We start from the raw sequence: 26847 nt of genomic DNA, 5'->3' as shown, positions 1-26847 counted from the left end.
GAGGCTGGCATAGAGCCGAGCACGCCTGAGTGTGACCAGGCTGCAGGCATAATCATGGCGCTTTTCGGCAACGGCATCGGCACTGCTGAGGAATTGAAGGCAGCGCTCCAGTTCCGTTTGGAGAGTGAGTTGCGACGGCACGGTCAACGCCTATCCCGCCTAGCTGAGAACCGCTCTAGATCGTAATTGTACATCGAATTCCAAGTGGAGGTCGCGTTAGATGCAAAACGCGAGCCTCTGAAGAAAACCATTGTCCAATTAAGGCAGTGGGTTTGGAGGCTGTATGAAAGGGGTCGTTGTTTGGCGCTATTTCACTGGCATGCCGTGTCAGAAGCACGCGGGCCTCCGGGGAGTAACATGCTGCTGAGGCTGGACCAGATCGACAAATTCTACCCCACTGGCGAAGGGCCGTTGCATGTTCTGCACGGGATCGATCTTTCGCTGGAGGCGGGCAAGAGCCTTGCGCTGACCGGCGAGTCTGGCAGCGGCAAGAGCACGCTTTTGCACCTCGTTGCAGGGCTCGACAGCCCTGATGCGGGAGAAATCCACCTTGGCGGTACCAATATTGTGGGGCTGAACGATACGGCCCTTGCCGCCCTGCGGCGGGGAACAGTCGGACTTGTGTTCCAGCAGTTCAACCTGATCCCTTCGCTTGATGTGGCAGCCAACCTTGCCTTTCAGGCTCGACTTGCCGGCCGTCCTGATCCGGCGTGGCTGAAGGTCCTTGCTGAACGGCTGGGCCTGGCCAAGGTCCTAACGCGCTACCCTGAACAGCTGTCGAGTGGGCAACAACAGCGGGTGGCGATTGGGCGGACCCTAGCCGTTCGGCCCCGGCTGGTTTTGGCCGATGAGCCCACGGGCAATCTCGATGAGGCAACAGGGGACGCTGTACTCGATCTTATGCTGTCGCTGGTGGCTGAAACGGGTGCCGCCCTGTTAATGGTTACCCATTCCAACCGTCTGGCAAACCGGCTGAACGCCCACGTTCACCTGCACGCGGGACGGCTGGCTTGATGGTGTGGACCGGGTTGTCAGCGCTCTTGTCGCATTGGCGCAGGCGGCCTGTCCAACTGGCGATGCTGCTTTTGGGGCTATCGCTGGCAACGGCGTTGTGGTCAGCGATTCAGGCGATCAACGGTGAGGCGCGGGCGAGCTATGACCGTGCAGCGGCGATCCTTGGGCAGGACCGGCTCGCGCAACTGGTGCGTGAGGACGGGACCCGGATGGATCAACAGGTGTTTGTGAGACTGCGGCGAGCAGGCTGGCTGGCTTCGCCGGTGATTGAAGGTGAAATGCGGTTTGGGGATGTGCGGTTGCGCGTCCTCGGCATTGACCCACTGACTTTGCCGCCGCAGGCGCAGCAGGTGGATGTTGCAGTGGGTGATGAGCTATTGCCGTTCATCACGGCGCCCGGGGTGCTCTATGCAACTCCGGAAACCGCGGCACGACTAACCGAGCAAGCAACACCTCCCGTGCGCGTGGCCGAGGGTTTGCCGCCTGGCACAGTCCTCACCGACATCGGGCAGGCGCAGGTCTTGCTTGGGGCAAAGGACAAGATCTCTCGTCTTTTGCTCTGGCCGGACCAACCGATTGGCCGTGCCCCTCTAGAGGTGACAGCCCCCGGCCTGACCCTGCGCGAGCCGAGTGAAACGGGGGATCTTGCCAGGCTGACCGACAGTTTTCACCTGAACCTGACGGCTTTGGGTTTTCTTGCCTTTGCGGTGGGGCTCTTCATCGTGCCATTCCGCCATCGGTCTGGCTTTTGAACAGCGCCGCCCGGTGTTTCGCACGCTGCGCGCACTGGGCTTGCCGGCCCGCGTGCTGGTTCTTTTGCTGATCGCCGAGCTGCTGATCTTCGCCCTCCTCGCGGGATTGGTGGGCGTGGCACTTGGCTATGTAGTCGCCTCGGCCCTTTTGCCCGACGTCGCCGCCACCCTGCGCGGACTTTACGGGGTCGATGTGCCGGGAACGCTGTCGATCCGCCCCGCAGTGTGGGCAGCGGGGCTGGCGATCGCGGTAATCGGCACGCTGGTAGCGGCCGCACAAAGCCTCTGGCGGCTATGGCACCTGCCGCTGCTTGCGCCGGCCCAGCCTCGGGCCTGGGCGCGGGCTTCAGAGCGGGCCCTGCGCGCGCAAGGCGTGGCTGCGATGGTGCTCCTGTTGACGGCGGCGGGAATTGCACACTTCGGATCCGGCCTCGAGGCGGGCTTTGCGCTTCTGGCGGCACTGCTGATGGGGGCGGCACTGGCGCTGCCGCTCGTGCTGACGGGGATATTGCACCTTGGCGGCCGCTTGGCGCGTGGACCATTGGCTGAATGGTTTTGGGCCGACACGCGTCAACAGCTTCCCGGCCTGTCATTGGCGCTAATGGCACTGCTGCTTGCGCTGGCCGTCAATGTGGGCGTCAGCACGATGGTGTCGAGCTTTCGGCTGACCTTCACCGGCTGGCTCGATCAGCGTCTCGCCTCAGAGCTTTACGTGACCGCCCGCACCGAAGCAGAGGCCACGGCGATACGCGACTGGCTGGCCCAGCGCAGCGACGCGGTCCTGCCGATCTGGAGCATTGAGGGCCGGGTCGCAGGCCAGCCCGCGGCAATATACGGCGTGGCCGATCATGGCACCTATCGCGACAACTGGCCGATCCTCTCTGCAGTGCCGGGGGTGTGGGACCGGATCGCCACAGGCGACGGCGCCCTGATCAACGAACAACTGGCGCGGCGCCAGAAGTTGGGCTTAGGGGACCAGATCACGCTGCCCGGTGGCTGGCGGGCCAGCATCGTCGGCGTCTATGCCGACTATGGCAACCCGATCGGCCAAGTGATCATCGGGATCGACACACTGCTCCAGCACTATCCTGACGTCTCCCGCCTGCGCTATGCCATTCGGATTGCCCCCGGCAAGGCCGAAGCACTGGCTGCGGGTTTGCGGGCGGAATTCGGGCTGCCCGCGCAGAACGTGATTGACCAGGCCGGGATCAAGGTCTTTTCGCTCAAAGTGTTTGAGCGCACATTCAGAGTGACAGCCGCGCTGAATGTGCTGACGCTGGGAGTCGCGGGGCTGGCGATGTTTGCGAGCCTCATGACCCTGTCGGGGATGCGCCTACCGCAACTGGCGCCGGTCTGGGCCATGGGTCTGCCCCGCCGCCACCTCGTATGGCTGGAGCTTTGGCGCGGCTTGTTGTTGGCAGCCTTGACCATGCTGGCCGCTCTGCCTGTAGGTATCGGGCTCGCCTTTGTTCTAATGGCGGTGGTGAATGTGGAGGCTTTTGGCTGGCGTCTGCCAATGCACCTTTTTCCCGGTGACTGGGCGCGGCTGGCGGCGCTCGCGTTGCTGGCGGCCGGACTTGCAGCCGCCGTGCCTGCCTGGCGGCTGGCGCGTCTTTCGCCATCGGATTTGCTGAAGGTATTTGCACATGAGCGTTAGAGCATTGCTGATCTACATGAGCTTGGCCGCACCTGCCTTTGGCCAGGGTTTTGCTGGGCTTGGCACAGAGGCTGACGGGTTTTCAGTGCCGCAGCCGGGGACTGCATTCAACTTTCCGGCAGACCACGGCCCGCACCCCGGTTACCGGATCGAATGGTGGTATTTGACGGCCAACCTGCAAGCTGCGGATGGAGCGGACTATGGCGTGCAATGGACTCTTTTCCGATCCGCCCTGGCCCCGGTGGAGCGGTCCGGCTGGTCCAGTCCGCAGCTTTGGATGGGCCATGCCGGGCTGACGACGCGAACGCACCAATTCGTGGCCGAACGGCTGGCACGGGGCGGCATCGGCCAGGCGGGCGTTTCGGCTGCACCCTTTGCGGCCTGGATTGACAACTGGCAGATGGCAGGTCGGGCCCTGCCAGAGGCAGATGCGCTGTCGGCGCTCGATCTGCACGCGGCGGGACAGGCGTTTTCCTACGAACTGGCACTGGACGCCAAAGGCCCTCTGGTGCCGCAGGGAGTGCAGGGCTACTCGGTGAAATCCGAGAAGGGGCAGGCGAGCTATTACTACTCGCAACCATTCTACCACGTGACCGGTACACTGACCCTTCCGGCGGGCGTGATCGCGGTGTCCGGTCAGGCGTGGTTGGACCACGAATGGTCCTCGCAGCCGCTGGCTGAGGATCAGACCGGGTGGGACTGGTTCTCCTTGCATTTCGACAGCGGCGAAAAGATGATGGGCTTTCGCCTGCGCGACGGAGGCGCGGGCTTTACATCGGCCACATGGATCAAGGCCGACGGCAGGCCGCAGCCGCAGGCCCCCGGCGCGCTAAGGGTGACGCCGCTCGAAACGGCGGCAGTCGCGGGACGTAGCGTGCCGATCCGCTGGAGGGTGCAATTGCCGGAAAACGGAGTGGATGTGACCATCCGGACGCTAAACCCAGAAGCCTGGATGGACACACGCTCTCCCTATTGGGAAGGCCCGATCCGATTTGAGGGCACCCATGCCGGGCGCGGCTATCTCGAGATGACAGGCTATGAGTGACTGGAGGACACTGCTCAATCGCGAGATCGCGACGGTTGGCGAATTGCCGAAAATGGAGAAGGTTAGTTTCCAGCGCCCTTCCCTCTACCACCACCTCAAACCCACTATCTCAGGTAATGGCTCTGGCGATGTAGCGGTCCTGCGCCGCCACCTACCACTACATGGCCCCGAATTGCGGATCGATGTTGCGTGGCCGGAGATGGGCGCGCATCTGCGTAGTGCAGAGTTGCCGCGAGCGTGTTTTCCGATTTCTACGTCGAAGCACCACCGCTGCACGCGTCAATCTTGTCGGTGTCGATCTCCATGCCAAGCAGTCTAACACGCGAAACGGCGTCTGCCGCGGTCCACACCGGATGGTTACGCTGCACGGCGCATTCTGCCGATGATTGAGGTTCATGAAGGCCTTCCCGCAAAATATGCGCCTTAATGCCCGGCCTCACGGCCTCACGCAATCCAGACATTTTCAACTCGCCACACGAAAAAACCGCCTCGGTTAGACCGAGACGGTTATCGTACTATGACAGAAGTGGTTGCGGGGACACGCAACCACCGATACCGACATCATTAACGTGACGATTTGAGAGGTCCAGGCCAGCATTGCAGGGAGGCGACTTGGTGGGCTCGGAGGGATTCGAACTCCGCGCTTGGAAAAGCGTCCCTCTCGTCTTCACCGTGCAGGCCGCTTACTCTGGGCGGCAGAGTGCCCTTCCGCGCTTCGCCAAACCTGCCGTGGGAAAAGCCTTGCCGTTTTTTCCGGCGGGGCTTTGATCAGATCGCGACTATTAGTGATTTATGCTGGAACTGGTTGCGGAGGTTGGAGTCGGACCGATTTGCGCCGATTAAGAAGCCCGTCAGCAAACGAACTCGGTCACAGCACTGTATTGGCGGTATCCCTCTAGCGACTTGAACGCCCCGGCCGTTGCTTAGGTCGCGCCCACCCTTTTGCACGCGCCCCCTGCCCGGCCGTTGAACCCGTTGGGCGGCTTGCTAGTCTGCCAAGCTCCTAACAGGGATAGCAACCTGGAATGAACACAGCACTGCTTTTGATGGCTCAGTATGGTGGCAAGGCCATCATCCCGATCGATGAGGTCTGCCGAGACTATTTCTCCCACCTGACGCCGCCGAAGTTGGTCCGAAAGATTTCCATGGGGGAAATTGCCCTTCCGCTCGCGCGGATCGAGGACAGTCAGAAGTGTGCCAAGGGCGTCCATCTCGCCGATTTGGCCAAATACCTTGAGTTCCGGACTGAGGCTGCGAGAAAGGAAATGAGGGGTCTCACGGAGTAGCGAGGGAGCGTGAATGAGGTTTCGTTCAGCCCTCCCGTACACAGCCGCCCGCGGCTTATGGCCTGATGAGCGACGAACTGGATCAACCGTTTCAAGGCCGGTACTGCATTTGGTACAGCACCACTTCAACAAAGACGCGTAATCGACTGTCTGAACTGCATGTTTGTTGGGACTGCGTCCCATCTGATGTTGGACACGATGGTACAACTTTGCAGTATCAAACGAGGCGTTTCGCGAAATGATCCTACAGAACACGCATGTGTCCCTGCGACGAGCCGAAGCAGCGCACCGGCTGCGTGGAACACGCTGACGGGAGGGGCCTGAAAAAGGAAGATTATTAGTCGGCTGCCGAGGTCATTATGAATTCAAATGCCGTCAGCTATTTGTACAGTTCTGGCTTACTCATTGCGCCAATAACTGCCTTTTCGCCCTTCTGATAGTGATTGCAGACCCGCCTCGGCGGCGATTGCAGCCCGGTATCCGTCCAGCAGCTTGCTCCGGCCGGAATTCCGCTGAGTGTTGAATGGATCCAGGCCTGGGCCTGCAGGCGATAGGCATCGGTGAAGCGAGGACGCCAGTCCGCGGGATAGGCCGTTCCTCGCGACAGACCCGAATTGATCTCGGTGCGCAGGGGCGAAAGCAGCGAGACCGTTGCGGTGGAAGCGTAAGCGCCTCGCGGATCGCCTATGGATTTGGGCTTGACGTTTTCCGGAATCGCCAGGGCATGAGTTCCTCGATCTGGGTTTGCGGATGGCCGTTGATGATGGCGTCGAGGGTTTCGGCGAGGTAGGCGACCGGGTTGACGTCGTTGAGCCTGCAGGTGGCCACGATGGAGGCGAGCAGCGCCCAGTTGTCGAACGTAGTGCTGTGCTGCGATTGTCGACAGTGTCCCAGGAGCCTCTTAGGGACCATTGCCTCCAACGATCCGTTGCTTTCCCCACCCCAACTTTCAAAATTGTGGTAAAGTCTCGACGTTGTTATTGGCTTTGAGCGAGCGGTGTGAGGGCGCTGGAGGCTACCATGCACTTCATTAAGCTCCTGGTTGGCTCAGCAATATTGACAGCATCGGGGGCAGCGTTTGCGGCAGAGGAGGTGTCTGTCGAGAGAGGACGGCTGGTTTCCATCATCGGCAGCTGTCACGACTGCCATACTGACGGCTACAGGGAAGCCGAAGGCGCGCTCGACCCCACCAAGGCATTGAGAGGGAAAGTAATAGGTTGGCGGGGGCCGTGGGGCACAACCTATGCAAGCAATCTGAGATGGAGCGCGCAAGACCTTAGCGAAGACGGGTATGTAACCTACATCAAGACACTTCGCACATTGCCGCCGATGCCTTGGTACAACGTTCGCGTCATGCCGGAGAGCGACATTCGGTCATTCTATCGATATGTGAAGTCGCTCGGTGATCCCGGCGCCTTCCTCCCGAGAACGGCGAGACCGGGGGAAGAGCCGAGGACGCCCTTCGTCACGCTGGAGCCACCGCAAATGCCGAAACCTTGTTCACGCGACCTGGACTGCGGCGTGGGCGAAGTTTGCTCGGCCGCACCAGTCCGCCAATGCGTTAAGAAGTAGGCACCCTGGGCAGCGGCCCTCTTAAGACAGCCGACCCCAATTACGCGGTAGGGCGAAACCTTAAGTTTCGGAATAGTAGCGAACGCCGCCCTCGGGCCAGACGTCAAGTCAGACCGTCAATGATAAAACTTAGGGTGAGCGCCTCGCGGATCGCCTGTGGATTTGGGCTTGACGTTTTTCGGAATCGCCAGGGCATGAGTTCCTCGATCTGGGTCTGCGGATGGCCGTTGATGATGGCGTCGAGGGTTTCGGCGAGGTAGGCGACCGGGTTGACGTCGTTGAGCCTGCAGGTGGCGATGGAGGCGAGCAGCGCCCAATTTTCGGCCCCGACTTCGTGACCTGCAAACAGGGCATTTTTTTCTGGTCAGGCATACTGGCCTGATCGCGTTTTCGACCGGGTTGGTGTCGAGTTCCAGGCGGCCATCGTCCAGGAAGCGGGTCAGGCCTTGCCAGTGGCCGAGCCCATGCCGGATGTCTTCGGCCAGGCCAGAGCCGGAGGAGATCATCGATAGCTGCTTTTCGAACCATGGTTTCAGGGCAGCGATGATGGGCGCGGAATGCTCCCGTCCGGCGGCAAGCCGGGCTTGAGGTGATGCGAGCATCCGCGCGTGATCCGCACCCATTACCCCTACGCCGATAATTCCAACGCGTATACTCAAGTTGACTTCCGTATTATTCCAATGCGTTCAGTCAAGCCAGCCGGTTGTCCGGGCTTTTCCGGCCTCGTGCGAGTCGGCGGCCGCCTGGATGAATTTCACCCAGCGCAGCCCGTCGAGCACGTTCGGAAACAAGATCGTGACTGCCTCCGCATGAACGGTTGCACGGTACAACGCGGTACGCGATGCCGTTTCGTGAGACGCTTCTCGCAATGAATCCTGGCCGGCTCCGCGGGCGAAAGCGCGTCAGAGAAGCAGCCGCTGGTCCGTTGTAGGCAAGATGCGGATCATATCCGCAGTAGGATGAACCTGCCGTGCCGGCGTGTCTATCTTCTGAGGCTGACCGGTGCTGGCGGCGCGCTCAATGGCAAGCAGGGCGCGCACGTCGGCAAATCCTTCTCCACCGTCGGCTTCAGGCGGTTGTGCATTCAGGATGCAGTCGGAGAAATACGCGGTCTGTCCGGCGAAATGGTCTGTCTGCGGGAACGTCTTTTCGGTTCTGATGTCGCCATGCCGAAGCTTCATTTGCACGGCAGTCTCGAAACGGAAGCCAGGGTCGGCCGTTACGCTCCCCTTCGTTCCGGCCACGTGGTAAAAATCCGAATTGTCCGCGCCGAAGCTGGCAATGAACTGTGCAAGCCGGCCCTCGGGGAAGCGCAACGTCACGGCAATGCTTTCCTCTACCTCCCCGACTGAGGCGCTGCCGAAACTCCTTACCGCGACTGCCTCGATCGGCTCAGTGGCAAAGATATGGCGCGCGGCATTCAGGCAGTAGACGCCGATGTCCTGCAAGGGACCGCCCCAATAGGCGGCCTTGAGGCGGTGATTGTCGGACGACGCTACGAAGGAGAAGACCGCGGCAAAGATGCGGGGATCGCCGATCTCACCGCTGCGGATGCGCTCCAGGACCTCGACAGTGCCGGGCTCGTTGTGCAGCCGATACGCCGTCATCAGGTACGCTCCGCTCTCATTGGCGGCGGCGATCATCGCCTCGCATTCCGCCTCGGTCGTGGCCAGCGGCTTCTCAACGAGCGCGTGCTTGCCGGCTCTCAGGGCTCGGATCGCATAGTCGGCATGCATGGAGTTCGGCAATGCCACGTAAACTGCATCGGCGACGTCCGATGCGAGCATCTGGTCGTACTGCTCATAGCTGAAGACGTGTTCCACGCCGTAGAATTCGGCGAGCTTGGCGGCGTTTTTGGCCGAGCCGCTGACGATCGCCGTGATTGTCGAGTTTCCGGTCTGGGACACACCGGGCATAAAGGCTTCCTGTGTGATCCAGCCCGCGCCCACCACGGCATATCGTATCTTTCTCAATTGCTCCTCCCGAATGGGATCACTCCCGGCACTCGTCTAAAAATGGTCACGCCGTGGCCAGCGGAGCGTCTCTGAGGCCTGACGGCTGCGGTCGATTTGCCAGTCGCTCGATGGGTCTGTTGTCGCCTCTCAGGGGCAAAGGCGGGCAAGAGTCATCCCTCGCCCGCCGCAGAGTTGCGCCCCCCGCCTACTTTCCGATGCAGGTGTCGGCGGTTTCGGGGGTGCAGACGTCGAGACCGGTGTAGGTCGGGTCGGCCGGCGCGGGCTTGCCGTCCTTGATGTCCTTCAGCGCCAGCATGGTCTTGTAGCCCATTTCGAACGGCCGCTGTCCGACCTGGCCGAGCGACAGGCCTTCCTTCATCTGGTCCATCTGCACCGGCAGCGTGTCGGCGACGACCAGAGCCAGCTCCTTCTTGGCGATCTTATCCTTGTACGGCTCGACCGCAGCGCGATTCGCATCCGGTATGAATTGCGGAAAGCCGCCTGTCGGCACGAAGGCGTCGAGGTTTGGCGTCTTCGCCATGAAGTCCTGGAACTGCTGAACCGACAGAGGGAAGTCGTCGTTGGTATAGAGAGGGCAGCCCGGTGCTTCCGTCCAGCCGTTCTGGCCGGTCAGGGCATCACCTGGCGAGGCGGCCGACTCCTTGCCGGCCAGCGTATCGCGTATACCCTTCATGCGCTCATTGTGGTTGGCCGCGGCAGCTCCGCCCGACTGGATACAGATGGTGCCACCTTTCGGCTTGATGGTCTGCACGATCTTGGCGAGGTTGACGCCAATTTCGTAATTGTGCGTGCCGATATAGGCGACACGCAGGTCCTTGTTCTCCGGTAGCACATCCGAGTCCCAGGTAAGCACGGGAATGCCCGCTTCCTTGGCGGCCTGAAGCGCGACGGCCATTGCCGCGGCGTTCGACGGGGCGACGGCGATGCCGTCGACCTTCTTGGCCACCAGGTCCTGCACGATCTGCACCTGCTCCTCGCCGCCGCCATGCTCGCCGGGGCCGATATACATGCATTCGATCGCGCCGCTGGATTCGGCTTCGGCCTTCTTGCAGCCGTCACGAGCCTGGTCGAAGAAAGGATTGTTCATGTTCTTCGGCACAAGGGCGAAGACGTATTTCTGCTGGGCATAGGCCTGCCCTGCCATCAGCGCGGAAAACGCCACGGCCGCCGTCAGAATGTATTTTTTCACCTGTTCCTCCACTTTGTTTTGACGTCCACTATCCCCGACGGCTTGCGGCCGCCGGATTCTATTTGCGCTTCCAGGTAAACATACCCTCCAGCGTCGCCCGCAGCGACTTGCCCGAGGTCTGCATGCCGAGAAGCACGGCAAGAATGATGAAGGCCCCGACAAAGGCGCCCTGCCAGTTCGAATCGATCCCGGCCATCAGCAGCGCGTTGCGGATGACCTCGAGGAAGGCCGAACCGATCACAGCGCCAAACGCGGTTCCGTAGCCGCCCATCAGGCTGGCCCCCCCGATGACGGTGCCGGCGATCACCCTCAACTCGTAGCCGGTTCCCATCGCGTTGATGGCCGAGCCGCTGTAGCCGAGCAGCAGCAGGGACGCGATCGATGCGGTAAATGCGCAGAAGACATAGGCCTGGAATTTGATCCAGTCGACGGGGACGCCGGTCATCCGCGAGGCGTTCTCGTTGCCGCCGATCGCGAAGAGGTGGCGCGCCCAGGCGGTGAAAATGAAGACGGAGCCGACGATGAGCGCGAGGATCACCATCACCCAGAACTGCGAGGACAGTTCCGGGATCCAATGAGGCACCCAGCCGTCAGGCGTGTGCCTCGGCCATTTGGCCTGGCCGATGGCCTTGACGATCGGCGCATCGGGTCCGAACTGGTAAAGCATCTGGTTGCCGGACAGCACGACCGCCAGCGAGCGCGCGATCGACAGCATGCCTAGCGTCACCACGAAGGACGGCATGCCGATATAGGCCACGAAGAAACCGTTAAAGGCTCCGCAGGCGATGCCTGCGAGCAGACCCGCGCCAAACGCCACATACCAAGGCTGGTGCCAAGTGAGCAGCAGGCCGGCGACGATCGCGACCAGCCCCATCACCGAGCCGACCGACAGATCGATGCCGCCGGTGATCAGCACCACCGTCATGCCCAGCCCCATGATGGCGATAGGTGCAAAATTGCGGGTGGTGTTGGTAACGTTGTCGACCGTGCCGAAGCTGGGCTCCAGCCACGTCATGAAGACCACCAACACGAAAAGCGCGATCGCGACCCAGAAGGCCTGGCTGGCGATCATCTTCTGGAAAACGCTCTGCTCTATTATGCCGACCACATCACCGATGGACGCATGGCCTTCCTTCAGCATGTCGCTCTGGCTATGCATCACGGATCGCTCCCGTAATTAGGCCGGTGATCTCCTCCGGCGATGTCTTCTCCGTCGCCTTGTCGGCCACTTTCGAGCCGCGTCTCAGCACGATGATGCGGTCGCAGACCGCGAACACATCGGGCATGCGGTGGCTGATCAGCATTACCGACACATTTTGCGATTTGAGCCGCCGGATCAGCTCCAGCACCTCGGCTACCTGGCGGACCGAAATCGCCGCGGTCGGCTCATCCATCAGCACGAGCTTGGAGTTGGATAGCCGGGTGCGGGCAATGGCGACCGCCTGCCGCTGGCCGCCTGACATTTTTTTGACCAGATCGCGCGGCCGCGTCTCCGACTTCAGCTCCGCGAACAGTTTTGCCGAGCGGTTGATCATCGCCTGCTTGTCGAGCACGCGGAGCGGCCAAAACCCCTTCTTAATCTCGCGGCCGAGAAAGACATTTTGGGCGGCCGTCAGATTGTCGGCCAAGGCCAGATCTTGATAGACGACCTCGATCCCTTCGCCCCGTGCCTCGATCGGCTTGTGGAAATGGCAGACCTTGCCGTCCACCGCGATTTCGCCGTCGGAGGGTGGGAAGTTCCCCGCAATCAGCTTCACCATGGTCGATTTCCCGGCACCGTTGTCGCCCATCAGGCCAACCACCTCGCCGGCAGCAACCGCGAAGCTAACATCTGACAAGGCGCGGATAGCACCAAAGCTTTTCGAGACGCTTCGTACGTCCAGCACAGACACATTCTCCTCCCTGTGCGACGTCGACTTGAGCACTCAGCCGACGTACCTCTCTCCGGCTGCAATCTATATTGCAAAATGTACAAACATGCAACGTTTATTTCAGACGCATGCGGGGCGGCGACCAACTCTCCCTCGCATCAGTCTGTTCGCAGCCACTTGCTCTCCCGGGCCGAGCCCTGAATTGCCTCCACGAGTTCCTGGATGCGTTGGCCGGCCCGGAAGCCGAAAGGCTCGTCTCGCTTCCCGGCGATCGCATCGACGAACCGCGCAATCTCGATAGCCTTCAGATCGTTGAAGCCGAGCTGATGGCCTGGTGCGACGCAGAAGAGTCCATAGGGATCGTGATCCGGACCGGCCTCGATGCGCCGAAAGCCACGCCGGCCGCCGGGATCGGCCGTGCTGTAGAAATGCAGCTCGTTGAAGCGCTCCTGGCTGAAGACGAGCGCCCCCTTGGTGCCATAAACCTCGAAATCGTGCTGCATCTTGCGGCCGGTGGCGACCCAGCTCGCTTCGATGCTGCCGGATGCACCATTGGCAAAACGCAGAAATGCGCGACCGATGTCGTCGACCTCGATGGTCCGGCGCCCGCCTCGGCCATCCGGACGGCTCGCTATGACGGTGACGGAATCGCCGAGGACCCGTTCCACCGAGCCAAGCAGAAACTCCGCCGTGGCCAGAGCATGGCTGCCCAGATCCGCCAATGCGCCACCGCCGACAGGATCGTGCCGGAAGGTAAATGGGCTTTCCGCATCCGCCATGTAGTCCTCGGCGTGAATGCCGCGATAGCTGCGGATCTCGCCCAACTCGCCCGCGCGGATCATCTGCCGCGCCAGCGCGAGCAGCGGGTTGCAGAGATAATTGAACCCGACCTGCGTCCTGACGCCGGCCGCTTCCGCCGCCTCGGCCATCCGTCGGGCATCCGCCGCAAGGGGCGCCAGCGGCTTCTCGCAATAGACGTGCTTGCCGGCGGCAATGGCGGCGAGCGCCATCTCCTTGTGGAAGCAGTTCGGCGCCGTGATATCGATCATATCGATCTCCGGGTCCTCGACCAGACGCCTCCAGTCCCCGCTCGCCCGCGCGAACCCCAAGGCCTGCGCCGCCTGCGCGGCGAGGTCCTCGGTTCTGTCCGCAACCGTGTGGAGCACCAGTTCGTAGGGAAGATCGAAGACACGTTGTGCGGCAGCAAAGCCGAACACATGGGTCTTGCCCATGAAGCCGGTGCCGATCAGGCCGATTCTGAGTTGAGGTTTTTCACCGGCCATTCAACTCGGCTCCGTTTACCACCAGCGCTGAGTCGATCCGCCCGGCGAAAAAATCGAGCACGTTCTGCACGGACGAGATTGCCATGCGCTCGCCGCACTCGGCGGTGAGCCCGGCAATGTGCGGCGTCAGAATCACCTGGTCGAAGCCGAAGAGCGGATGGTCCGCGGCGGGTGGTTCATCGTCGAAGACGTCGATACCGGCCGCTGCGATGCGCCCCGCTAGCAGCGCCGCGATCAGCGCCGCCTCGTCGACGATGCCGCCCCGCGCTGTGTTGATGAGAACAGCAGTCGGTTTCATCGCCGAGAGTTCCACGGGGCCGATCACCGGGCGCTCGGCCTTGGGTACGTTGACGGAGATCGCATCGGCCCAGGCGAGTCCCGTTTGCAAATCGCTCACCGGCGCGACCGGCCCCTCCGGCCAGCCTTGCCTCTCAAGGAATGGATCATAGGCACGCACGTCCATGCCGAATGCCGCCGCCATGCGCGCCAGGTGGCGGCCGATCCGGCCGAACCCGAGGATCAGAAGCCGCTTGCCCGAGAGTTCGCTTGGCTCCAGCCGGTTGCGCCAACCCCATTCGTTACCGCGCACCGAACGATCCGCTCGGATCAGCCGCTTGGTTGCCGCCAGCAACAGCATCATGGCGTGCTCGGCCACCGACACCGAGTTCACATCGCCGACGATCGCGAGAGCGATCCCGCGCCGATTTAGGGAGGATAGATCGACAGCGTCGTAGCCGACGCCATGGCGCGAGACGATCTTCAACCTCTCGGCGCGTGCGACGGTCGGAGCCGACAAGGGCTGGGTGCGAATGACGAGGCCATCGGCCTTGCCGATCAGAGGTGCGTAGCTTGGTTCGGAGACATCTTCGACATAGTCGTAGGTGACGCCGGGCGACCCATCGAGAAGTTCGATGCCGCTCGGATGAAGCTTTCCGGCGACCAGGACGTGGGGCATCAATAGCCTCCCTTGCCGGCTTCGGCCGGGACGGCTTTCGCACCCGTCAATTCGCGGAAGCGAGCGACACTTGCCTGCGCGGCGGAGGCAAGCAGTCGGGAGTCACCCGAGACGGTTGTCATCTCGAAACCCCATTCGACGGCACGTGCGGCGTAGTCGGCCGTGCCGCAATGGAGCGCGGCGCGTTTGCCGTTCTTCTTGCAGGCCGCAACGATCGTCCGCAGAGCGGCGATCATGTCAGGCTCCTCGCGATCGAAGGACGGCGCGAGACGCCCCTGGTGCAGGCTGAAGGTCAGGTCTGCGGGACCGACATAGATGCCGTCGAGCCCTGGCGTTGCGGCGATCGCATCGAGATTGCGCATCGCCTCGGCGGTCTCGACCATGGCGAAAGCCAGGATCTCGTCATTGGCCTCGGCCGCGTAGTTGGCACCCGCCGAGAAGTTGGCACGCGTCGGCCCAAAACTGCGCTGGCCGGCCGGCGGATAGCGCAGGTAGCTGACGAGCTGAGCCGCCTGTTCCGGCGTGTTGATCATGGGACAGATCACGCCATAGGCGCCGGCATCCAGCACCTTCATGATGATGCCCGGCTCCAGCCACGGCACGCGCGCCATGGGCACCACCCTGGATGCACGCATCGCCTGGAACATCGGAAGCAGCATCGAATAGTCGAGCGCGCCGTGCTGGACATCGATGCTCACGCTGTCATAGCCCTGCGCGGCCATGATCTCGGCGGTGAATGGATTGCCGATCGAAAGCCAGCCATTGATCGTGGGCCGCCCTTCGGCCCAGATCTGCTTGAGCTCGTTCTTGATCAAGGCGGCCTCCTCAGAACACGATCTGCGCAAGCTTGGTGTCGAGGTAGTCACCGATACCTTCGCTGCCGCCTTCGCGACCCATTCCGGAATATTTCGTGCCGCCGAACGGAGCCTCGGACGCGGCAAGAGCGAAGCTGTTGATGCCCACCATGCCTGCCTTCAGCTCGGCCACCGTCCGGCGCGCACGCTTCGGGCTCGACGTGAAGGCATAGGCCGACAATCCCATTGGCGAAGCATTCGCCCGCTCGAGCGCCTCCTCATCCGAGGAAAACCGGCTGATCGCCGCGATTGGCCCGAAATTCTCCTCGGCAAAGACCCGCATGTCGTCGGCAACATCGGTCAGGACCGTGGGCTCATGAAAATGGCCGGCATTGAACGCCGCAACCCGATGGCCGCCCGCGACGAGCTTCGCACCGGCTTTCATGGCGTCGGACACGATGTCTTCGATCTCGGAAAGCCGGCCGGCATTGATGAGCGGGCCCATCTGCACGGATGGGTCGAGCCCGTCGCCCAGTTTCAACGCTTTGGCGCGTTGCACAAAGCCCTCGACGAAGGCGTCGTGCAGGCTTTCGTGGACGAAGAAACGATCCGGTGTGACGCAGACCTGGCCGGAATTGGCGTATTTGGTCGGCACGGAGACGTTGAGCGCGGCATCCAGATCGGCGTCGTCGAAGACGATCAGGGGCGCGTTGCCGCCAAGCTCCATAGACACCTTCTTCACTGTGTCGGCAGCATCGCGGATCATCTGCTGGCCGACGCGGGTCGAGCCGGTGAGGGACACCTTGCGCACCGCCGGCGAAGCCATGATCGGCGCATAGGTCGTGCTCGTGGGCCCAACGACCAGGCTGACCGTGCCGGCAGGAAGATTGCAGGCGCGGATGCAGTCAACCATCAGCATCGCCGTCCCGGGCGTCTGACTTGACGGCCGGACGATGGTCGAGCAGCCAGCGCCAAGCGCCGGCGCCACCTTGCGGGCGACCAGTGCCGCCGGAAAGTTCCAGGCGGTGAAGGCGGCTGCGATCCCGACAGGCTCGTGCAGAACTTCGAAACGACCGCCGGGCACGCGCGATTCGATGACGCGCCCATAGATCCGGCGGGCCTCCTCGGCGTACCAGCGGAACTGATCGACCGCCAGCCCCCATTCGCGCTCGGACTGGGCAATAGGTTTGCCGGTCTCGCTGGAGATCATCCGCGCGGCTTCGTCCTTGCGGCGGATCATCTCGTCCGCGATAGCATGCAGGGCGGACGCGCGCTCAGAACCACCCTTGGATTTCCATGCGGAAAACCCACGGGCGGCGCTAACCAGCGCCTCTTCCGTGTCCGCGCGGGTGGCGACCGGAGCCTCGCCCAGCGGCTTTTCCGTCACCGGGCTCATCACCGGCGCCGTCCCGCCATCGGATGCCTTGCGCCACTTCCCGTCGATAAACAGTCCGTAGTTCGCGTACATGGCTTATCCGATCTCGCTGACCTTCACGAAGCGGCCTTCGACCGCCGATTTCATCGCCGCCTCAGCCAGGATCAGGGCGCGGCGCCCGTCCTCAAAACCGACCAGCGGCGGCTCGCCCTTCTCGACGCAGGTGACGAAGGCGTCGATCTCGGCATCGAACGCTTCGCGGTATCGCTCGATGAAGAAGTCGAGATAAGGCGCGGCGGCTTCGGTTTGCGCGACCGAGTAGCGGCGCAGTTCGTGAGGCTTCCTGTTGCCGCTGATCACCATGCCGGTGCTGCCCAGAAGCTCGACGCGCTGGTCGTATCCATAGGTTGAGGTGCGGGAATTGTTGATGTGGCACTGCTTGCCGCTTTTGGTTCGCATCACGACCATGACGCTGTCGTAGTCGTTCAGTTCCTCCATCATCGCCGGGTCGATCAGCCGGCCTCCGATGGCGAACACCTCCTCCGGCTCCTCTCCCAGCATGAAGCGGGCGAGGTCGAAATCGTGGATCGTCATGTCGCGAAAAAGCCCGCCCGCGACCTCGTAGTAGGAACGGGGCGGCATGCCCGGATCACGCGAGGTGATAATAACCTGGTGCAGGTCGCCGATCTCGCCGGATCGTACGGCGTTCCACGCCGCACGATGACCGGGGTCGAAACGTCGGTTGAAGCCGATCTGGACCGGCACGCCCTTGGACAAAATTGCTTCGGCGCAACGGTTCACCCTTTCCAGGCTAAGATCGATCGGCTTCTCGCAGAGCACGGGTTTGCCAGCGGCCACCGCCTTTTCGATGTAGTCGGCATGCGTGTCAGTCACCGTCGCGACAAGGACCGCATCTACATCTGCCGAGGCAAATACCTCGTCGGCCGACCCCGAAGCGCGAACGCCGTGCCGCGCCGCGACAGTCTCCGCGGACGATTCGTCGATGTCATAGACGGTGGCTAGTTCCGCACGAGGATGTGCGGCGATGTTTGCCGCATGCATCCTGCCAATCCGACCGCAGCCGAGCACAGCTATCCTGAGCATGAAGTCCTCCCGGTTTGAATTTTTGCAATGATCGTTGCAAACATATTGATTTGTCAATGGGCATTCCGTATAGATTTGGAAAGACCGTCGTTAGGGAGGAGACAAAGATGACCAGGGCCACCGTCCGTCTGACCATGGCACAGGCGCTCGTGCGCTATCTGTGCAACCAGTTCACGGTCGTCGACGGCGAGAAAGTTCCGCTTTTTCCGGGAGTCTTCGCCATCTTCGGGCACGGCAACGTGACGTGCCTTTCTGAAGCACTCGAGGCGGTGAAGGACGTGCTGCCGACCTGGCGCGGCCAGAATGAGCAGTCGATGGCGCTTGCAGCGATCGGCTTTGCAAAGGCGAAGCGCCGGCGCCAGATCATGGTTGCGGCGACCTCGATCGGTCCGGGTGCGCTGAACATGGTGACGGCGGCAGGTGTCGCCCATTCGAACCGGCTGCCGGTGCTGATGCTCTCAGGCGACACCTTCGTCAGTCGCCGGCCCGATCCGGTCATGCAGCAGGTCGAGCACTTCGGCGACCCGACCATCAACGTCAATGACGCCTTTAAGGCAGTCACGCGCTACTGGGACCGCATCGTCCATCCCGAGCAGATCATCTCGTCGTTGCCGCAGGCGGTTGCGGTGCTGCTTGATCCGGCCGATTGCGGGCCTGCCTTCATCGCTTTGCCGCAGGATGTGCAGGAGATCGCCTGGGATTATCCCGAAGCCTTCTTCGAACAGACGGTGAATGAGGTGCCGCGCCCCCGGCCCGATCGCAGCCGGCTCGCCGAAGCGACGCGCCTCCTCAAAAGCGCAAAGCGGCCGCTGATCATCTCGGGTGGTGGCGTGCGTTATTCGGGTGCAGAGAAGGTCCTTGGCGATTTCGCCAAAAGGCATGGGATCCCGCTCGCGGAGACGATTGCCGGCAAGGGCACGGTTACGCACGACCACCCCGCGCATGTCGGACCGATCGGCATCGTCGGCTCAACCTCGGCCAACGCGCTGGCGGCGGAAGCCGACGTGATCATCGCCGTCGGCACACGGCTCATGGACTTCACCACCGGATCCTGGAGCGCCTTCTCGGCCGACGCAAAGTTCGTCTCGATCAATGCCGCACGCTGGGATGCCACCAAGCACCGGGCGCTCGCCGTCGTCGGCGACGCGCTGGAGACGATGAGCGAACTCGAAGGTGCCCTCGGCGACTGGAAAGCGGAGAGGGCCTGGACAGACAAGGGTCGCATCGAGTTCGCCAAGTGGAACACGATGCTTGACGGCTTCCAGAAGCCGACCAACGAGCCGGTCCCGACCTATGCGCAGGTCGTAGGCGTGGTGAACGCCAAGGCGGGCGAGCGTGACCTGCTGATCACCGCGGCCGGTGGACTGCCCGGCGAGGTGATGAAGAACTGGCGGGTGAAGGACCCCAACACTTTCGACTGCGAGTTCGGCTTCTCCTGCATGGGTTATGAAATCTCTGCCGGCTGGGGCGCGGCCATGGCCGACCCTACCCGGACGCCGATCGTCATGATCGGCGACGGCACCTACATGATGATGAACTCCGACATCTATTCGTCGGTGCTCGCCGGCCACAAGATGATTCTCGTGGTATGCGACAATGGCGGCTATGCGGTGATCAATCGGCTGCAGAACGCCAAGGGCGGCGCCTCTTTCAATAATCTGATTAAGGACTGCCGGGTGAAGGAGCCGTTCTCGGTCGACTTCGCCAAGCACGCGGAAGCCATGGGCGCCCTGACGCGCCGTGTCGAAAGCCTCGCCGATCTCGGTCAGGCGATCGAATGGGCGAAGACCACCGACCGCACCACCGTCATCACCATCGTCTCCGACGCCTTCACCTGGACCCCGGGCGATGCCTGGTGGGACGTCGGCGTGCCCGAGATCAGCGGGCGCCAGCAGGTCCGCGACGCGCATGCCGTGCAAACCGAAGGTCGCAAGAAGCAGCGCGTGGGTGTCTGAACCGTTCGGGCGCGCGGGGGCGTCCCCTGCCGGAACGATGCAAAACTCCCTGAGCATTGTTCCCGGCAGTTTTGTCGCTGCGCAGGCAGCCAGCAGCATTCGAAAATCATGATTGGAGATGACGATGAGAGCCAAGCTTGGAATCGCGCCGATCGCCTGGTGGAACGACGACCTTCCCGAACTGAGCGACGACGTCTCGCTGGAGGAGTGCCTGCGGCAGGCCCGTGAGGCCGGCTTCACCGGCATGGAGACTGGCCGCCGCTTCCCGATGGACGCGGCGGTGCTTGAGCCCATCCTGAGGCAGCATGCCATGAGCGTCTGTGGCGGCTGGTTCTCCGGCCGCTTGCTGGTCGGCAATATCGATGAAGAGAAGGACCGCATCGCCGCGCAGATGGAGTTGTTCAAGGCGACCAACGCGCCCTGCATCGTCTATGGCGAGACGGGTCGCACCATTCAGGGCGACCGCGGAACGCCGCTGGCTATGCGCCCGCGTCTCGACGACGATCAGATCAAGGCCTACGGCCGTAAGCTCACCACTTTCGGCGAATGGTGCGCGGGTCAGGGCATGCCGATTTGCTACCACCACCACATGGCCGCGCCGATCGAAAGCGAACAGGAGGTCGATCTGCTGATGAAGCATTCCGGCGAGGGTCTGCCCCTGCTCTACGATGCCGGCCATATGGCCTTTGCCGGAGGCGACGTGCTGCGGGTGGTGGACAAGCACCACGCCCGCATTTCGCATGTACACACCAAGGACATCCGCCAAGCGGTCGTGGACGGGCTCGACCGCAGCCGGGAAAGTTTTCTCGACGCGGTGGTCAAGGGAGCCTTCACCGTGCCCGGTGATGGCTCGCTCGATTTCGAGGCGATCGTCAAGCGCTTGGCGAGCCACGGCTACGAAGGCTGGTTCGTCGTTGAAGCCGAGCAGGATCCCGTCAAAAGTCCGCCGCTCGAAATGGCGAAGATCGGCCACAAGGAATTGCTGCGTGTGATGGCCGCGGCTGGCTACAGGGTGGAGGGCTGAACGCATGAACCGGATAGATGGAAAGGTCTGTGTCGTCACCGGCTCGACGCAGGGGTTGGGAGCGGCCATCGCGCATCGGCTTGCCGAAGCGGGCGCTGCAGGCGTCGTGACGCTCGGCCGCAACGAGACCAAAGGCCGTGCCGTGGCCGACGCGATCACGCGCGAAACCGGCGTGCCGGTCCACTTCGTCAATGCCGATCTCGGCAAAGTCGAGGATTGCCGACGCGTGATCGCGGAGGCCGAGCGCGTCTACGGCAAGATACATGTGCTGGTGAACGCTGGTGCCCGCACGGACCGTGGCACCATCCTCGATACGTCGCCCGAACTCTTCGACGCCCTGTTCGCCGTCAATGTGCGCGGACCTTATTTCCTCATGCAGGAGGCCATCAGGCACATGATCCGCAATGGCATTGAGGGTGCGATCTGCAACATCGGCTCGATCTCGGAACATGCCGGCCAGCCCTTCATCAACGTCTACTGTGCTACCAAGGCGGCGCTGGCAACCTTGACCCGCAATACGGCATTTTCCGTCATGAAGAACCGCATCCGCGTCAACCAGCTGGATATCGGCTGGATGGCGTCCGACCACGAGCGGGAATTGCAGGCGAGCGAGAAGGGCGATCCCGACTGGGAAGCGAAAGCCGTTGCACACCTGCCCTTCGGGCGCCTGATCGACCCCCGCGAGGTCGCGCGGGCGGTAAACTTCCTTGTTTCGGACGATGCCGGGCTCATGACAGGTTCGGTGGTGGATTACGACCAGACAGTCCTTGGTGCCGCATCCGGCCCCATGGCCGTGCCTGAAAAGGCGATGGCGTTTTAACCTTCCGACACCGATTGAGAATCGACGGCCGGAGGATCGCCGGTGCTGCGACAGGTTTCGCGGTTTGGAGTCCCTACCGCTCGGTAACCGTTGGAATGCGGGGATTGACTGCGTTGTTCTGAAGCCTGGCCGCCAAGGCCACGGTCAAAGCCTGGGCAAGACACATAGGAGCCGCCAGCGAGCGCGAGAAAGTGTATTCGTGCTCCGGAACGGCGAAGAGAACGCGCGCGCTCTTGGCCAATGGAGACAGCGTGCTGTCCGAGATCGCCACGATGGGTATACCTCTCCCCGCGGCTTCTTCCACAACATTGACGACCTCGTTCGCATAGAAGCGGAACGACACCGCAAACAGCAGGTCCGTCTTCCGCATCGCGCGGGCCATATGCGTGGCCAGTCCGCCGCCCGGATCCAGGAGCACGCAGCGCTTACCCAGCATGGTCAGTATATAGCGAAGGAGTTCGACGACCGGTGCCGAGCGAAGTTGTCCCATCAGATAGACGACGTCGGCCTTCTCGAGCAGGCTAACGGCTTCCGCCAGATCCTCGGGCTGAATACCGGTGAGCATCTCTTTCAGGGACGCGATGTCACGGACGACCAGATCGTGCATGAATCCCATCTCGCTGCGATCCGTCCGCTCCCCCAGTTCCTTCTCCAACGCCTTGACGCGGGCTTCGAAGCCGGGAGCCGCGGTGGACAATCGTTTCTGGAAGAGGCTCTGCAGGTCCTTGAACCCCTCATACCCCAATGCTTGGGCAAATCGGACGAAGCTGGACGCGTGAACGCCGCTGCCTTCCCCGATCGAGTTCACCGATCGCACCGCGACGTCATTCGGATTTTGGGTGAGATACAACGCAATCTTCTGGTACGACTTGCTCATCCCATCATACCGGTCGTGTATCACGCGGATGAGATCCTCATAGTCCTTGGGAGCCTCGACCTTCTCGTCCACGATGCACATCCTTGCAATTTTTGTTGCATGATGGCGTCTTTGAAGGTTTTTGACCAGCAGAGAGTTGTCAACTCTGTCATCGGGCCACAAGTTGTGACTTCCGGTCGTACTGCGCAGGTCAGCTTCGCGCTAGAAAAACGGATCGGAGCGCCGAAGAGTGCGCATCGCGCGTCCGCGCACCAAGAGGGCTGCGACGGGTCCGTGCGAAGGAGACGCGTCAGAGGAGCAGCGGTTTCGGACAGGCTTAGGAATAGAAGGCCGGAAAGTCGACCGCTCCACCGCCCGACCAAAAGGCTTCGCGGCGGCGAAGATCTTTGCCGACGCCGCCCACTACGACTTGGAGAATACCTGCTGCCTTATGCGATCCGCAGAGTTACCGATCCGGAAGCAAGCCTCATGGTCTTCTTGGAGAGCACATATCGCGCCGCCGCAGACCTCGCGGACTGGGATTCAGCCGGTCTCGAATGTGCATTCGGGCAACCTCTGCGACCACGGGCTCCGCAAGTGCTCTGTCGCGCCGACGTTCGCAACGGCAAGTCCGTCCTACGACCCTGAAAACATCATCGGCTGCGCTTCAGCGGTACTGCATTTGGTACTGCATCGCCAACTTAAACCCCCTTAAGCTTTGATTTTTATTAGCTTTTCCGGACAGTCCGTCCAGTCCATCATTGAAATCGACATGGATGTCCTGGCCGCGTCGCCGATTTCTCGCCATAGCTTCCATTCGAGCGATCGAACCGCTGCAAACGTTGCCATTCTCCGGAGATTAGCCAAGATCCGATTATGCCGCCTTCCGATTTGTGGCGCGATAGATGCCATAGCCGATCTTGATGAGCAGGCCCTCGTCACACATCCGGGCCAGATAGCAGCCGGAATTCCGATGTCCGTGTGATCGCGTGTTCGCACACTTGTCGCTCCCATGCGCCCATGCGAGTGCGATCGCCCGTTTTTCTTGAGTGACGGTTTCGGCCACCGGCCAAGAGGACGCGCTCCGCGCGCTCGCGGTCACGCTTGCGGATCTTGATGGTAGGCTGTGGCGTAGATTTGTAGATTGGAAAGGGATCGGCAGCTCATGCTTCGCAGTTTCGCTCAGCCCGGGGCCAAAGCCTTTTCTACGCTAAGGCGCGATTTTGCACGCCAGCGTGCGATTTCTCTCTGTCCCTCGATCCGCTTCGCTTCCACTTGAATGGTTGTAGCAGCCTAGTCCGGTTTCGATACGCCCGCGTTCATCTCTTGGCGGAAACTGCTCCTGCTCATGTAAAGATAGGCGCCGTAGAGCAGCATCCCAATCGCCGCAACAGGCTCTTCAAAGAGCCGAACCATTTGGTCAGCAAAACTCTCTCGTCAGTCATCGCTCAATGCCCCCACAGCGCCACCGTAATGAGCTCACCGCGCATAGCCTTCATTCACGGTTTGCTATTCGCAGCGCCCGAATCGAGGTGATTTTTTGCGCGATCTGGAATGGGTGCTCGCTCGTATTCATAGCAAGCCATTCGATCTTCTCCAGCTCGCGTTCTACTAGATGCAGATGCTCGTATCTCAGCATGCCATTCAGCAGCCCGAGTACGTCGCTGTAGCCGTACTGCTGGTTCCTTTCGAGCACCCGGTTCACGTACGAGCGCCGAAATATGTTGTCGACGAGAGCAGGCTTGAATTCATAGCGTTCGTATACCGTTTGGAGCGCGTCTTCGAGCCGGTTGAGCCGCCACAACGCGTATACGATGAGGTAAGACACGCCGTAATACTCGCGATCCCTATCGAGGCGGTCCAGCAAAAGTGACGGGAACTTCGCCAAGCGATCTTCGGGAAGCTTTGAGGCGTACTCAACGATCGCATCGCCAATCTCAGAGACGATCTTCGGCCCGCTCTCGACCACGATGTCCTGCCGCTCGGAAGCGCGGTCGGACGCCCACCAATCCTGGTAGATCGACTTTATCTTCGCGTTCCCCTTTACTGCCGAAATGGTCCCCAGCCCGCCATGCTGGCGACCGTGCCGCGCATAGCGCCCAATCTCCTCTTTCAGGAGCGACGCCAGAGCCTTCTCGTCTTGGTCAGCGATCTCTGCAATCGCCTCGGAGTTGAGTTTCGTCGTCTTGACGCGTTGGCGCTCGGGCTTGTATTCGATGCCCCGTTTTCGCGTCCGATGCCCGTTGTGATCGACGAATGTGAAATCGTAGCGTTTCGTGGCCTTCAGGTGATGCTTCCTAGTGGGGACCATGAAGTGCGTGGAAATCGGGACCGTCGCCTTTGGCGGGATGACAGGTTCGCCATCGTGCGCCCTCGGCCCATCCACAATGAGATCGCCCTTGACACGTGGTCGGTCGATTTCCACCCCCACCATACGCAGAGGACGGTCGCTGTTGTTAGTCAGCCACCAATCGTTTTGCAGTTGAAGGATCCGACTGTCTCGCCAGATGCCACCTGTTCTCTTTCGGTCGTTCGGTGATAGTCGGGCGCGACGCCCAGCTCTTCACGACGTCGGGTACGAAGGGCCTTCCTACCCGTTCAATGAACTGCACGATCGCGGCAGTAGCCGACGAAGACTTGGGAATTGCTTCGTCTTCGTTATCTTGCGACATCTGAATGTCCTACCGCCAACGCCACCACGGCACAATATACAAGACGGCGAGCATTGCGTAAGCGATTTGAAGCAGGGTCATCGAGGTCGCTCCGTTGGACGATGACCTAGCCATTTATCGAAGATTTTTTGTCATGGGTGACAAATCCTTTGTCACGCACGACAAATCTTTTTCCGAAATCCGGAAAGATCGCGCTGCGGTTCAGTGCCCTCCCATACCGAAGAACGCGATGAGGTAGCCAACGAAGGCAATGAACGCGCCCGCGGCGAGGCAGAGATAAGCGATCTGGAGAAGTGTCATAAGCGGCATCCTTTGTTGCTGCTTACTCTATAGCGCTCCGCAAACCGTGTTGCGTTTTATGGTGACACGCTCCTGTCATTCGACGGCAAGCGCAAACACAGGCGCGCAGTACGTGCGGCAACTGAACGGCGAATACGAGAAACACTACGCGCCAATTTCATTGACGCTAGACAGGCCAATACGACGCGTACGAACAAACACTAGCCGATGGCGCTAGCCGCACTAGCGAACGAACACTGCATTGTCCGCAATGACGAACTCAATGCGTCGAACGACGCTAAGCACCGCGAACTGTCATATGGTTAGCGCAGACACTTGATTGACCAATTAGGCCAATTGGCGATTGACAGTGCATTTGATAAATGCGCCGAACCTACGGCAATTAGCAATGCTAACGTTGACATCGCCCTGATGCAGCACCTTGGATTTGATCGCTTCGCAATCGCCGGGCACGATCGGGGAAGCCACACCGCCTTTCGGACTGCTATGGATCATCCCTCCGCGGTGACACATCTCATCGTGCTCGATGCCGTTCCTATCCTCGAAGCGCTTGAACGATGTGATACACGCTTTGCAACCGCGTGGTGGCATTGGTTCTTCTTCGCCCAGCAAGAGAAGCCGGAGCGCGCTATCAATGCCGATCCCGATGCTTGGCATGGTGGCTCCGCCGAACAGATGGGCCCAGAGGCCTATGCCGATTACAGCGCGGCCGTTCACGATCCGCGGGTCATTCACGGAATGATAGAAGATTATAGGGCAGGTATCACGATAGACCGTCTGCACGACGCGGAAGACCGAGAGGCGGGCCGCCGTATTGAATGATGGTTCTGTGGTCGCTGCGTGATGACCTTGAGCAGCTTTACGGCGATGTTCTCGAAGTTTGGCGACCGTGGACGGCGGCGAGACTGCAGGGGAAGGGCCTGGACTGTGGTCACCACATGGCTGAGGAAGCACCGGATGCGCTCGCGGCCGAAATCCTGCGATTCTTGGGACCCTGCTAGGCTCTGCCTGCCGTGGCACGTATCGAAGCATTGACGCCCGGCAAGCCATGTTGTCCGCTTCGCCCGCAATGCGGACCCAATGTGAGGGCTTCGGAACTTCGACTTTGGGTCAAATGCCGAATTTGGTCCGCTGTAACATAGCTCCGACTTCCTTGCGCGCCGAGCACGAAATACCACCGATCCTGCCGACATCATGGCACACCTCGAGTAAAGCCTTCGTCTCGAGCCCCTCGCCCCGATTTTGTTCGCGCGATAGAAGCGGCGGTTGGCGATTGAGCAGCATGGAATCGCCGAATTCATGCGCGCGGTATCGATACGCGGTGAAGGCTGCGGAGGCCTTGGCGAG

21 protein-coding genes and 2 pseudogenes are annotated in these 26847 nt (G+C 61.4%); 9 read left to right on the top strand and 14 right to left on the bottom strand.

From position 1 onward, the window contains the following. Window positions 1-357 precede the first annotated feature (357 nt). The 4 genes and pseudogenes from NKI24_RS20420 (at window position 358) to NKI24_RS20405 (ending at window position 5754) form a co-directional block, all read left to right on the top strand. Window positions 358-1014: an ABC transporter ATP-binding protein gene (locus tag NKI24_RS20420; RefSeq protein WP_031211739.1), complete on the top strand. Its 657-nt coding sequence runs from the start codon at window positions 358-360 to the stop codon at window positions 1012-1014. After that, window positions 1014-3423: pseudogene (locus tag NKI24_RS20415) on the top strand (ABC transporter permease). The gene NKI24_RS20420 and the pseudogene NKI24_RS20415 overlap by 1 nt, the downstream one beginning before the upstream one ends. Then, window positions 3413-4468 (top strand): lipocalin-like domain-containing protein, encoded by a 1056-nt coding sequence (locus tag NKI24_RS20410; protein WP_352568983.1) that lies wholly within the window; start codon window positions 3413-3415, stop codon window positions 4466-4468. The pseudogene NKI24_RS20415 and the gene NKI24_RS20410 overlap by 11 nt, the downstream one beginning before the upstream one ends. A gap of 1025 nt (window positions 4469-5493) precedes the next feature. Then, on the top strand, window positions 5494-5754 hold the full coding sequence (locus NKI24_RS20405; protein ID WP_352449984.1) for a pyocin activator PrtN family protein: 261 nt from the start codon (window positions 5494-5496) through the stop codon (window positions 5752-5754). A 684-nt stretch (window positions 5755-6438) separates the two neighbouring features. Here the strand turns inward: NKI24_RS20405 and NKI24_RS20400 are convergent. From NKI24_RS20400 to iolG, 11 genes and pseudogenes are all read right to left on the bottom strand, one after another. Then, the gene (locus NKI24_RS20400) at window positions 6439-6666 is read right to left on the bottom strand and encodes a transposase domain-containing protein (RefSeq protein WP_502901478.1); all 228 of its coding nucleotides are present in this window, start codon (window positions 6664-6666) and stop codon (window positions 6439-6441) included. A 763-nt stretch (window positions 6667-7429) separates the two neighbouring features. Beyond that, a pseudogene (locus NKI24_RS35975) lies at window positions 7430-7922 on the bottom strand (IS66 family transposase); the annotation flags it as partial. Between the two features lie 306 nt (window positions 7923-8228). Then, window positions 8229-9278: a Gfo/Idh/MocA family protein gene (locus tag NKI24_RS20380; RefSeq protein WP_352449985.1), complete on the bottom strand. Its 1050-nt coding sequence runs from the start codon at window positions 9276-9278 to the stop codon at window positions 8229-8231. A gap of 208 nt (window positions 9279-9486) precedes the next feature. Further along, window positions 9487-10491, bottom strand: a complete 1005-nt coding sequence (locus NKI24_RS20375) for a substrate-binding domain-containing protein (protein ID WP_023676588.1) — start codon at window positions 10489-10491, stop codon at window positions 9487-9489. 58 nt (window positions 10492-10549) lie between these two features. Further along, window positions 10550-11650, bottom strand: coding sequence for an ABC transporter permease (locus tag NKI24_RS20370; RefSeq protein WP_156937342.1), 1101 nt, complete (start codon window positions 11648-11650; stop codon window positions 10550-10552). After that, window positions 11643-12383: an ATP-binding cassette domain-containing protein gene (locus NKI24_RS20365; RefSeq protein WP_352449986.1), complete on the bottom strand. Its 741-nt coding sequence runs from the start codon at window positions 12381-12383 to the stop codon at window positions 11643-11645. Before NKI24_RS20365 ends, NKI24_RS20370 begins: the two co-directional genes overlap by 8 nt. Window positions 12384-12520: 137 nt before the next feature. Then, a complete protein-coding gene (locus tag NKI24_RS20360; RefSeq protein ID WP_352449987.1) occupies window positions 12521-13645 on the bottom strand; it encodes a Gfo/Idh/MocA family protein in 1125 nt (374 codons plus the stop codon). Beyond that, on the bottom strand, window positions 13635-14600 hold the full coding sequence (locus tag NKI24_RS20355) for a hydroxyacid dehydrogenase (protein WP_352449988.1): 966 nt from the start codon (window positions 14598-14600) through the stop codon (window positions 13635-13637). The genes NKI24_RS20360 and NKI24_RS20355 overlap by 11 nt, the downstream gene beginning before the upstream one ends. Next, on the bottom strand, window positions 14600-15415 hold the full coding sequence (locus tag NKI24_RS20350) for an HpcH/HpaI aldolase family protein (protein WP_352449989.1): 816 nt from the start codon (window positions 15413-15415) through the stop codon (window positions 14600-14602). Before NKI24_RS20350 ends, NKI24_RS20355 begins: the two co-directional genes overlap by 1 nt. A gap of 10 nt (window positions 15416-15425) precedes the next feature. Then, the gene (locus NKI24_RS20345) at window positions 15426-16862 is read right to left on the bottom strand and encodes an NAD-dependent succinate-semialdehyde dehydrogenase (RefSeq protein ID WP_352449990.1); all 1437 of its coding nucleotides are present in this window, start codon (window positions 16860-16862) and stop codon (window positions 15426-15428) included. Between the two features lie 3 nt (window positions 16863-16865). Further along, on the bottom strand, window positions 16866-17873 hold the full coding sequence (gene iolG, locus NKI24_RS20340; protein WP_352449991.1) for an inositol 2-dehydrogenase: 1008 nt from the start codon (window positions 17871-17873) through the stop codon (window positions 16866-16868). 107 nt (window positions 17874-17980) lie between these two features. Between iolG and iolD the strand changes: the two genes are divergently transcribed. The 3 genes from iolD (at window position 17981) to NKI24_RS20325 (ending at window position 21672) form a co-directional block, all read left to right on the top strand. Further along, window positions 17981-19828 carry a 3D-(3,5/4)-trihydroxycyclohexane-1,2-dione acylhydrolase (decyclizing) gene (gene iolD, locus NKI24_RS20335; RefSeq protein ID WP_352449992.1) on the top strand — a complete coding sequence of 616 codons (1848 nt, stop codon included), beginning with the start codon at window positions 17981-17983 and terminating at the stop codon, window positions 19826-19828. Window positions 19829-19952: 124 nt separating this feature from the next. Continuing rightward, on the top strand, window positions 19953-20852 hold the full coding sequence (iolE, locus tag NKI24_RS20330) for a myo-inosose-2 dehydratase (RefSeq protein ID WP_352708317.1): 900 nt from the start codon (window positions 19953-19955) through the stop codon (window positions 20850-20852). A gap of 4 nt (window positions 20853-20856) precedes the next feature. Further along, a complete protein-coding gene (locus NKI24_RS20325; protein ID WP_352449994.1) occupies window positions 20857-21672 on the top strand; it encodes an SDR family oxidoreductase in 816 nt (271 codons plus the stop codon). A gap of 73 nt (window positions 21673-21745) precedes the next feature. Here the strand turns inward: NKI24_RS20325 and NKI24_RS20320 are convergent, their stop codons facing one another. Next, window positions 21746-22621 carry a MurR/RpiR family transcriptional regulator gene (locus NKI24_RS20320; protein WP_352449995.1) on the bottom strand — a complete coding sequence of 292 codons (876 nt, stop codon included), beginning with the start codon at window positions 22619-22621 and terminating at the stop codon, window positions 21746-21748. Between the two features lie 27 nt (window positions 22622-22648). Between NKI24_RS20320 and NKI24_RS20315 the strand changes: the two genes are divergently transcribed. Then, window positions 22649-23176, top strand: coding sequence for a DUF5996 family protein (locus NKI24_RS20315; RefSeq protein WP_352747820.1), 528 nt, complete (start codon window positions 22649-22651; stop codon window positions 23174-23176). 847 nt (window positions 23177-24023) lie between these two features. Here the strand turns inward: NKI24_RS20315 and NKI24_RS20310 are convergent. Further along, complete coding sequence (locus tag NKI24_RS20310) at window positions 24024-24953, bottom strand: hypothetical protein (protein ID WP_352747817.1); 930 nt, start codon at window positions 24951-24953, stop codon at window positions 24024-24026. Window positions 24954-25815: 862 nt separating this feature from the next. Here NKI24_RS20310 and NKI24_RS20305 point away from each other — a divergent pair. After that, window positions 25816-26322, top strand: a complete 507-nt coding sequence (locus NKI24_RS20305) for an alpha/beta fold hydrolase (RefSeq protein WP_502901477.1) — start codon at window positions 25816-25818, stop codon at window positions 26320-26322. A gap of 288 nt (window positions 26323-26610) precedes the next feature. Here the strand turns inward: NKI24_RS20305 and NKI24_RS20300 are convergent. After that, the coding region (locus tag NKI24_RS20300) for a hypothetical protein (protein WP_352747814.1) at window positions 26611-26847 on the bottom strand (237 nt) is incomplete at its 5' end.

Source organism: Mesorhizobium sp. M0701 (assembly GCF_040320365.1).
Lineage (GTDB): Bacteria > Pseudomonadota > Alphaproteobacteria > Rhizobiales > Rhizobiaceae > Mesorhizobium.
The sequence above is the reverse complement of the archived record's forward strand: the minus strand, read 5'-3'. Positions and strand labels throughout refer to the sequence as shown.

Excerpts from the sequence above, each read along its gene's own strand:
- NKI24_RS20420 (WP_031211739.1), top strand. The coding sequence starts at position 358 with ATGCTGCTGAGGCTGGACCAGATCGACAAATTCTACCCCACTGGCGAA.
- NKI24_RS20410 (WP_352568983.1), top strand. The coding sequence starts at position 3,413 with ATGAGCGTTAGAGCATTGCTGATCTACATGAGCTTGGCCGCACCTGCC.
- NKI24_RS20405 (WP_352449984.1), top strand. The coding sequence starts at position 5,494 with ATGAACACAGCACTGCTTTTGATGGCTCAGTATGGTGGCAAGGCCATC.
- NKI24_RS20400 (WP_502901478.1), bottom strand. The coding sequence starts at position 6,666 with ATGGTCCCTAAGAGGCTCCTGGGACACTGTCGACAATCGCAGCACAGC.
- NKI24_RS20370 (WP_156937342.1), bottom strand. The coding sequence starts at position 11,650 with ATGCATAGCCAGAGCGACATGCTGAAGGAAGGCCATGCGTCCATCGGT.
- NKI24_RS20360 (WP_352449987.1), bottom strand. The coding sequence starts at position 13,645 with ATGGCCGGTGAAAAACCTCAACTCAGAATCGGCCTGATCGGCACCGGC.
- NKI24_RS20355 (WP_352449988.1), bottom strand. The coding sequence starts at position 14,600 with ATGCCCCACGTCCTGGTCGCCGGAAAGCTTCATCCGAGCGGCATCGAA.
- NKI24_RS20345 (WP_352449990.1), bottom strand. The coding sequence starts at position 16,862 with ATGTACGCGAACTACGGACTGTTTATCGACGGGAAGTGGCGCAAGGCA.
- iolG (WP_352449991.1), bottom strand. The coding sequence starts at position 17,873 with ATGCTCAGGATAGCTGTGCTCGGCTGCGGTCGGATTGGCAGGATGCAT.
- iolD (WP_352449992.1), top strand. The coding sequence starts at position 17,981 with ATGACCAGGGCCACCGTCCGTCTGACCATGGCACAGGCGCTCGTGCGC.
- iolE (WP_352708317.1), top strand. The coding sequence starts at position 19,953 with ATGAGAGCCAAGCTTGGAATCGCGCCGATCGCCTGGTGGAACGACGAC.
- NKI24_RS20325 (WP_352449994.1), top strand. The coding sequence starts at position 20,857 with ATGAACCGGATAGATGGAAAGGTCTGTGTCGTCACCGGCTCGACGCAG.
- NKI24_RS20315 (WP_352747820.1), top strand. The coding sequence starts at position 22,649 with ATGATGGCGTCTTTGAAGGTTTTTGACCAGCAGAGAGTTGTCAACTCT.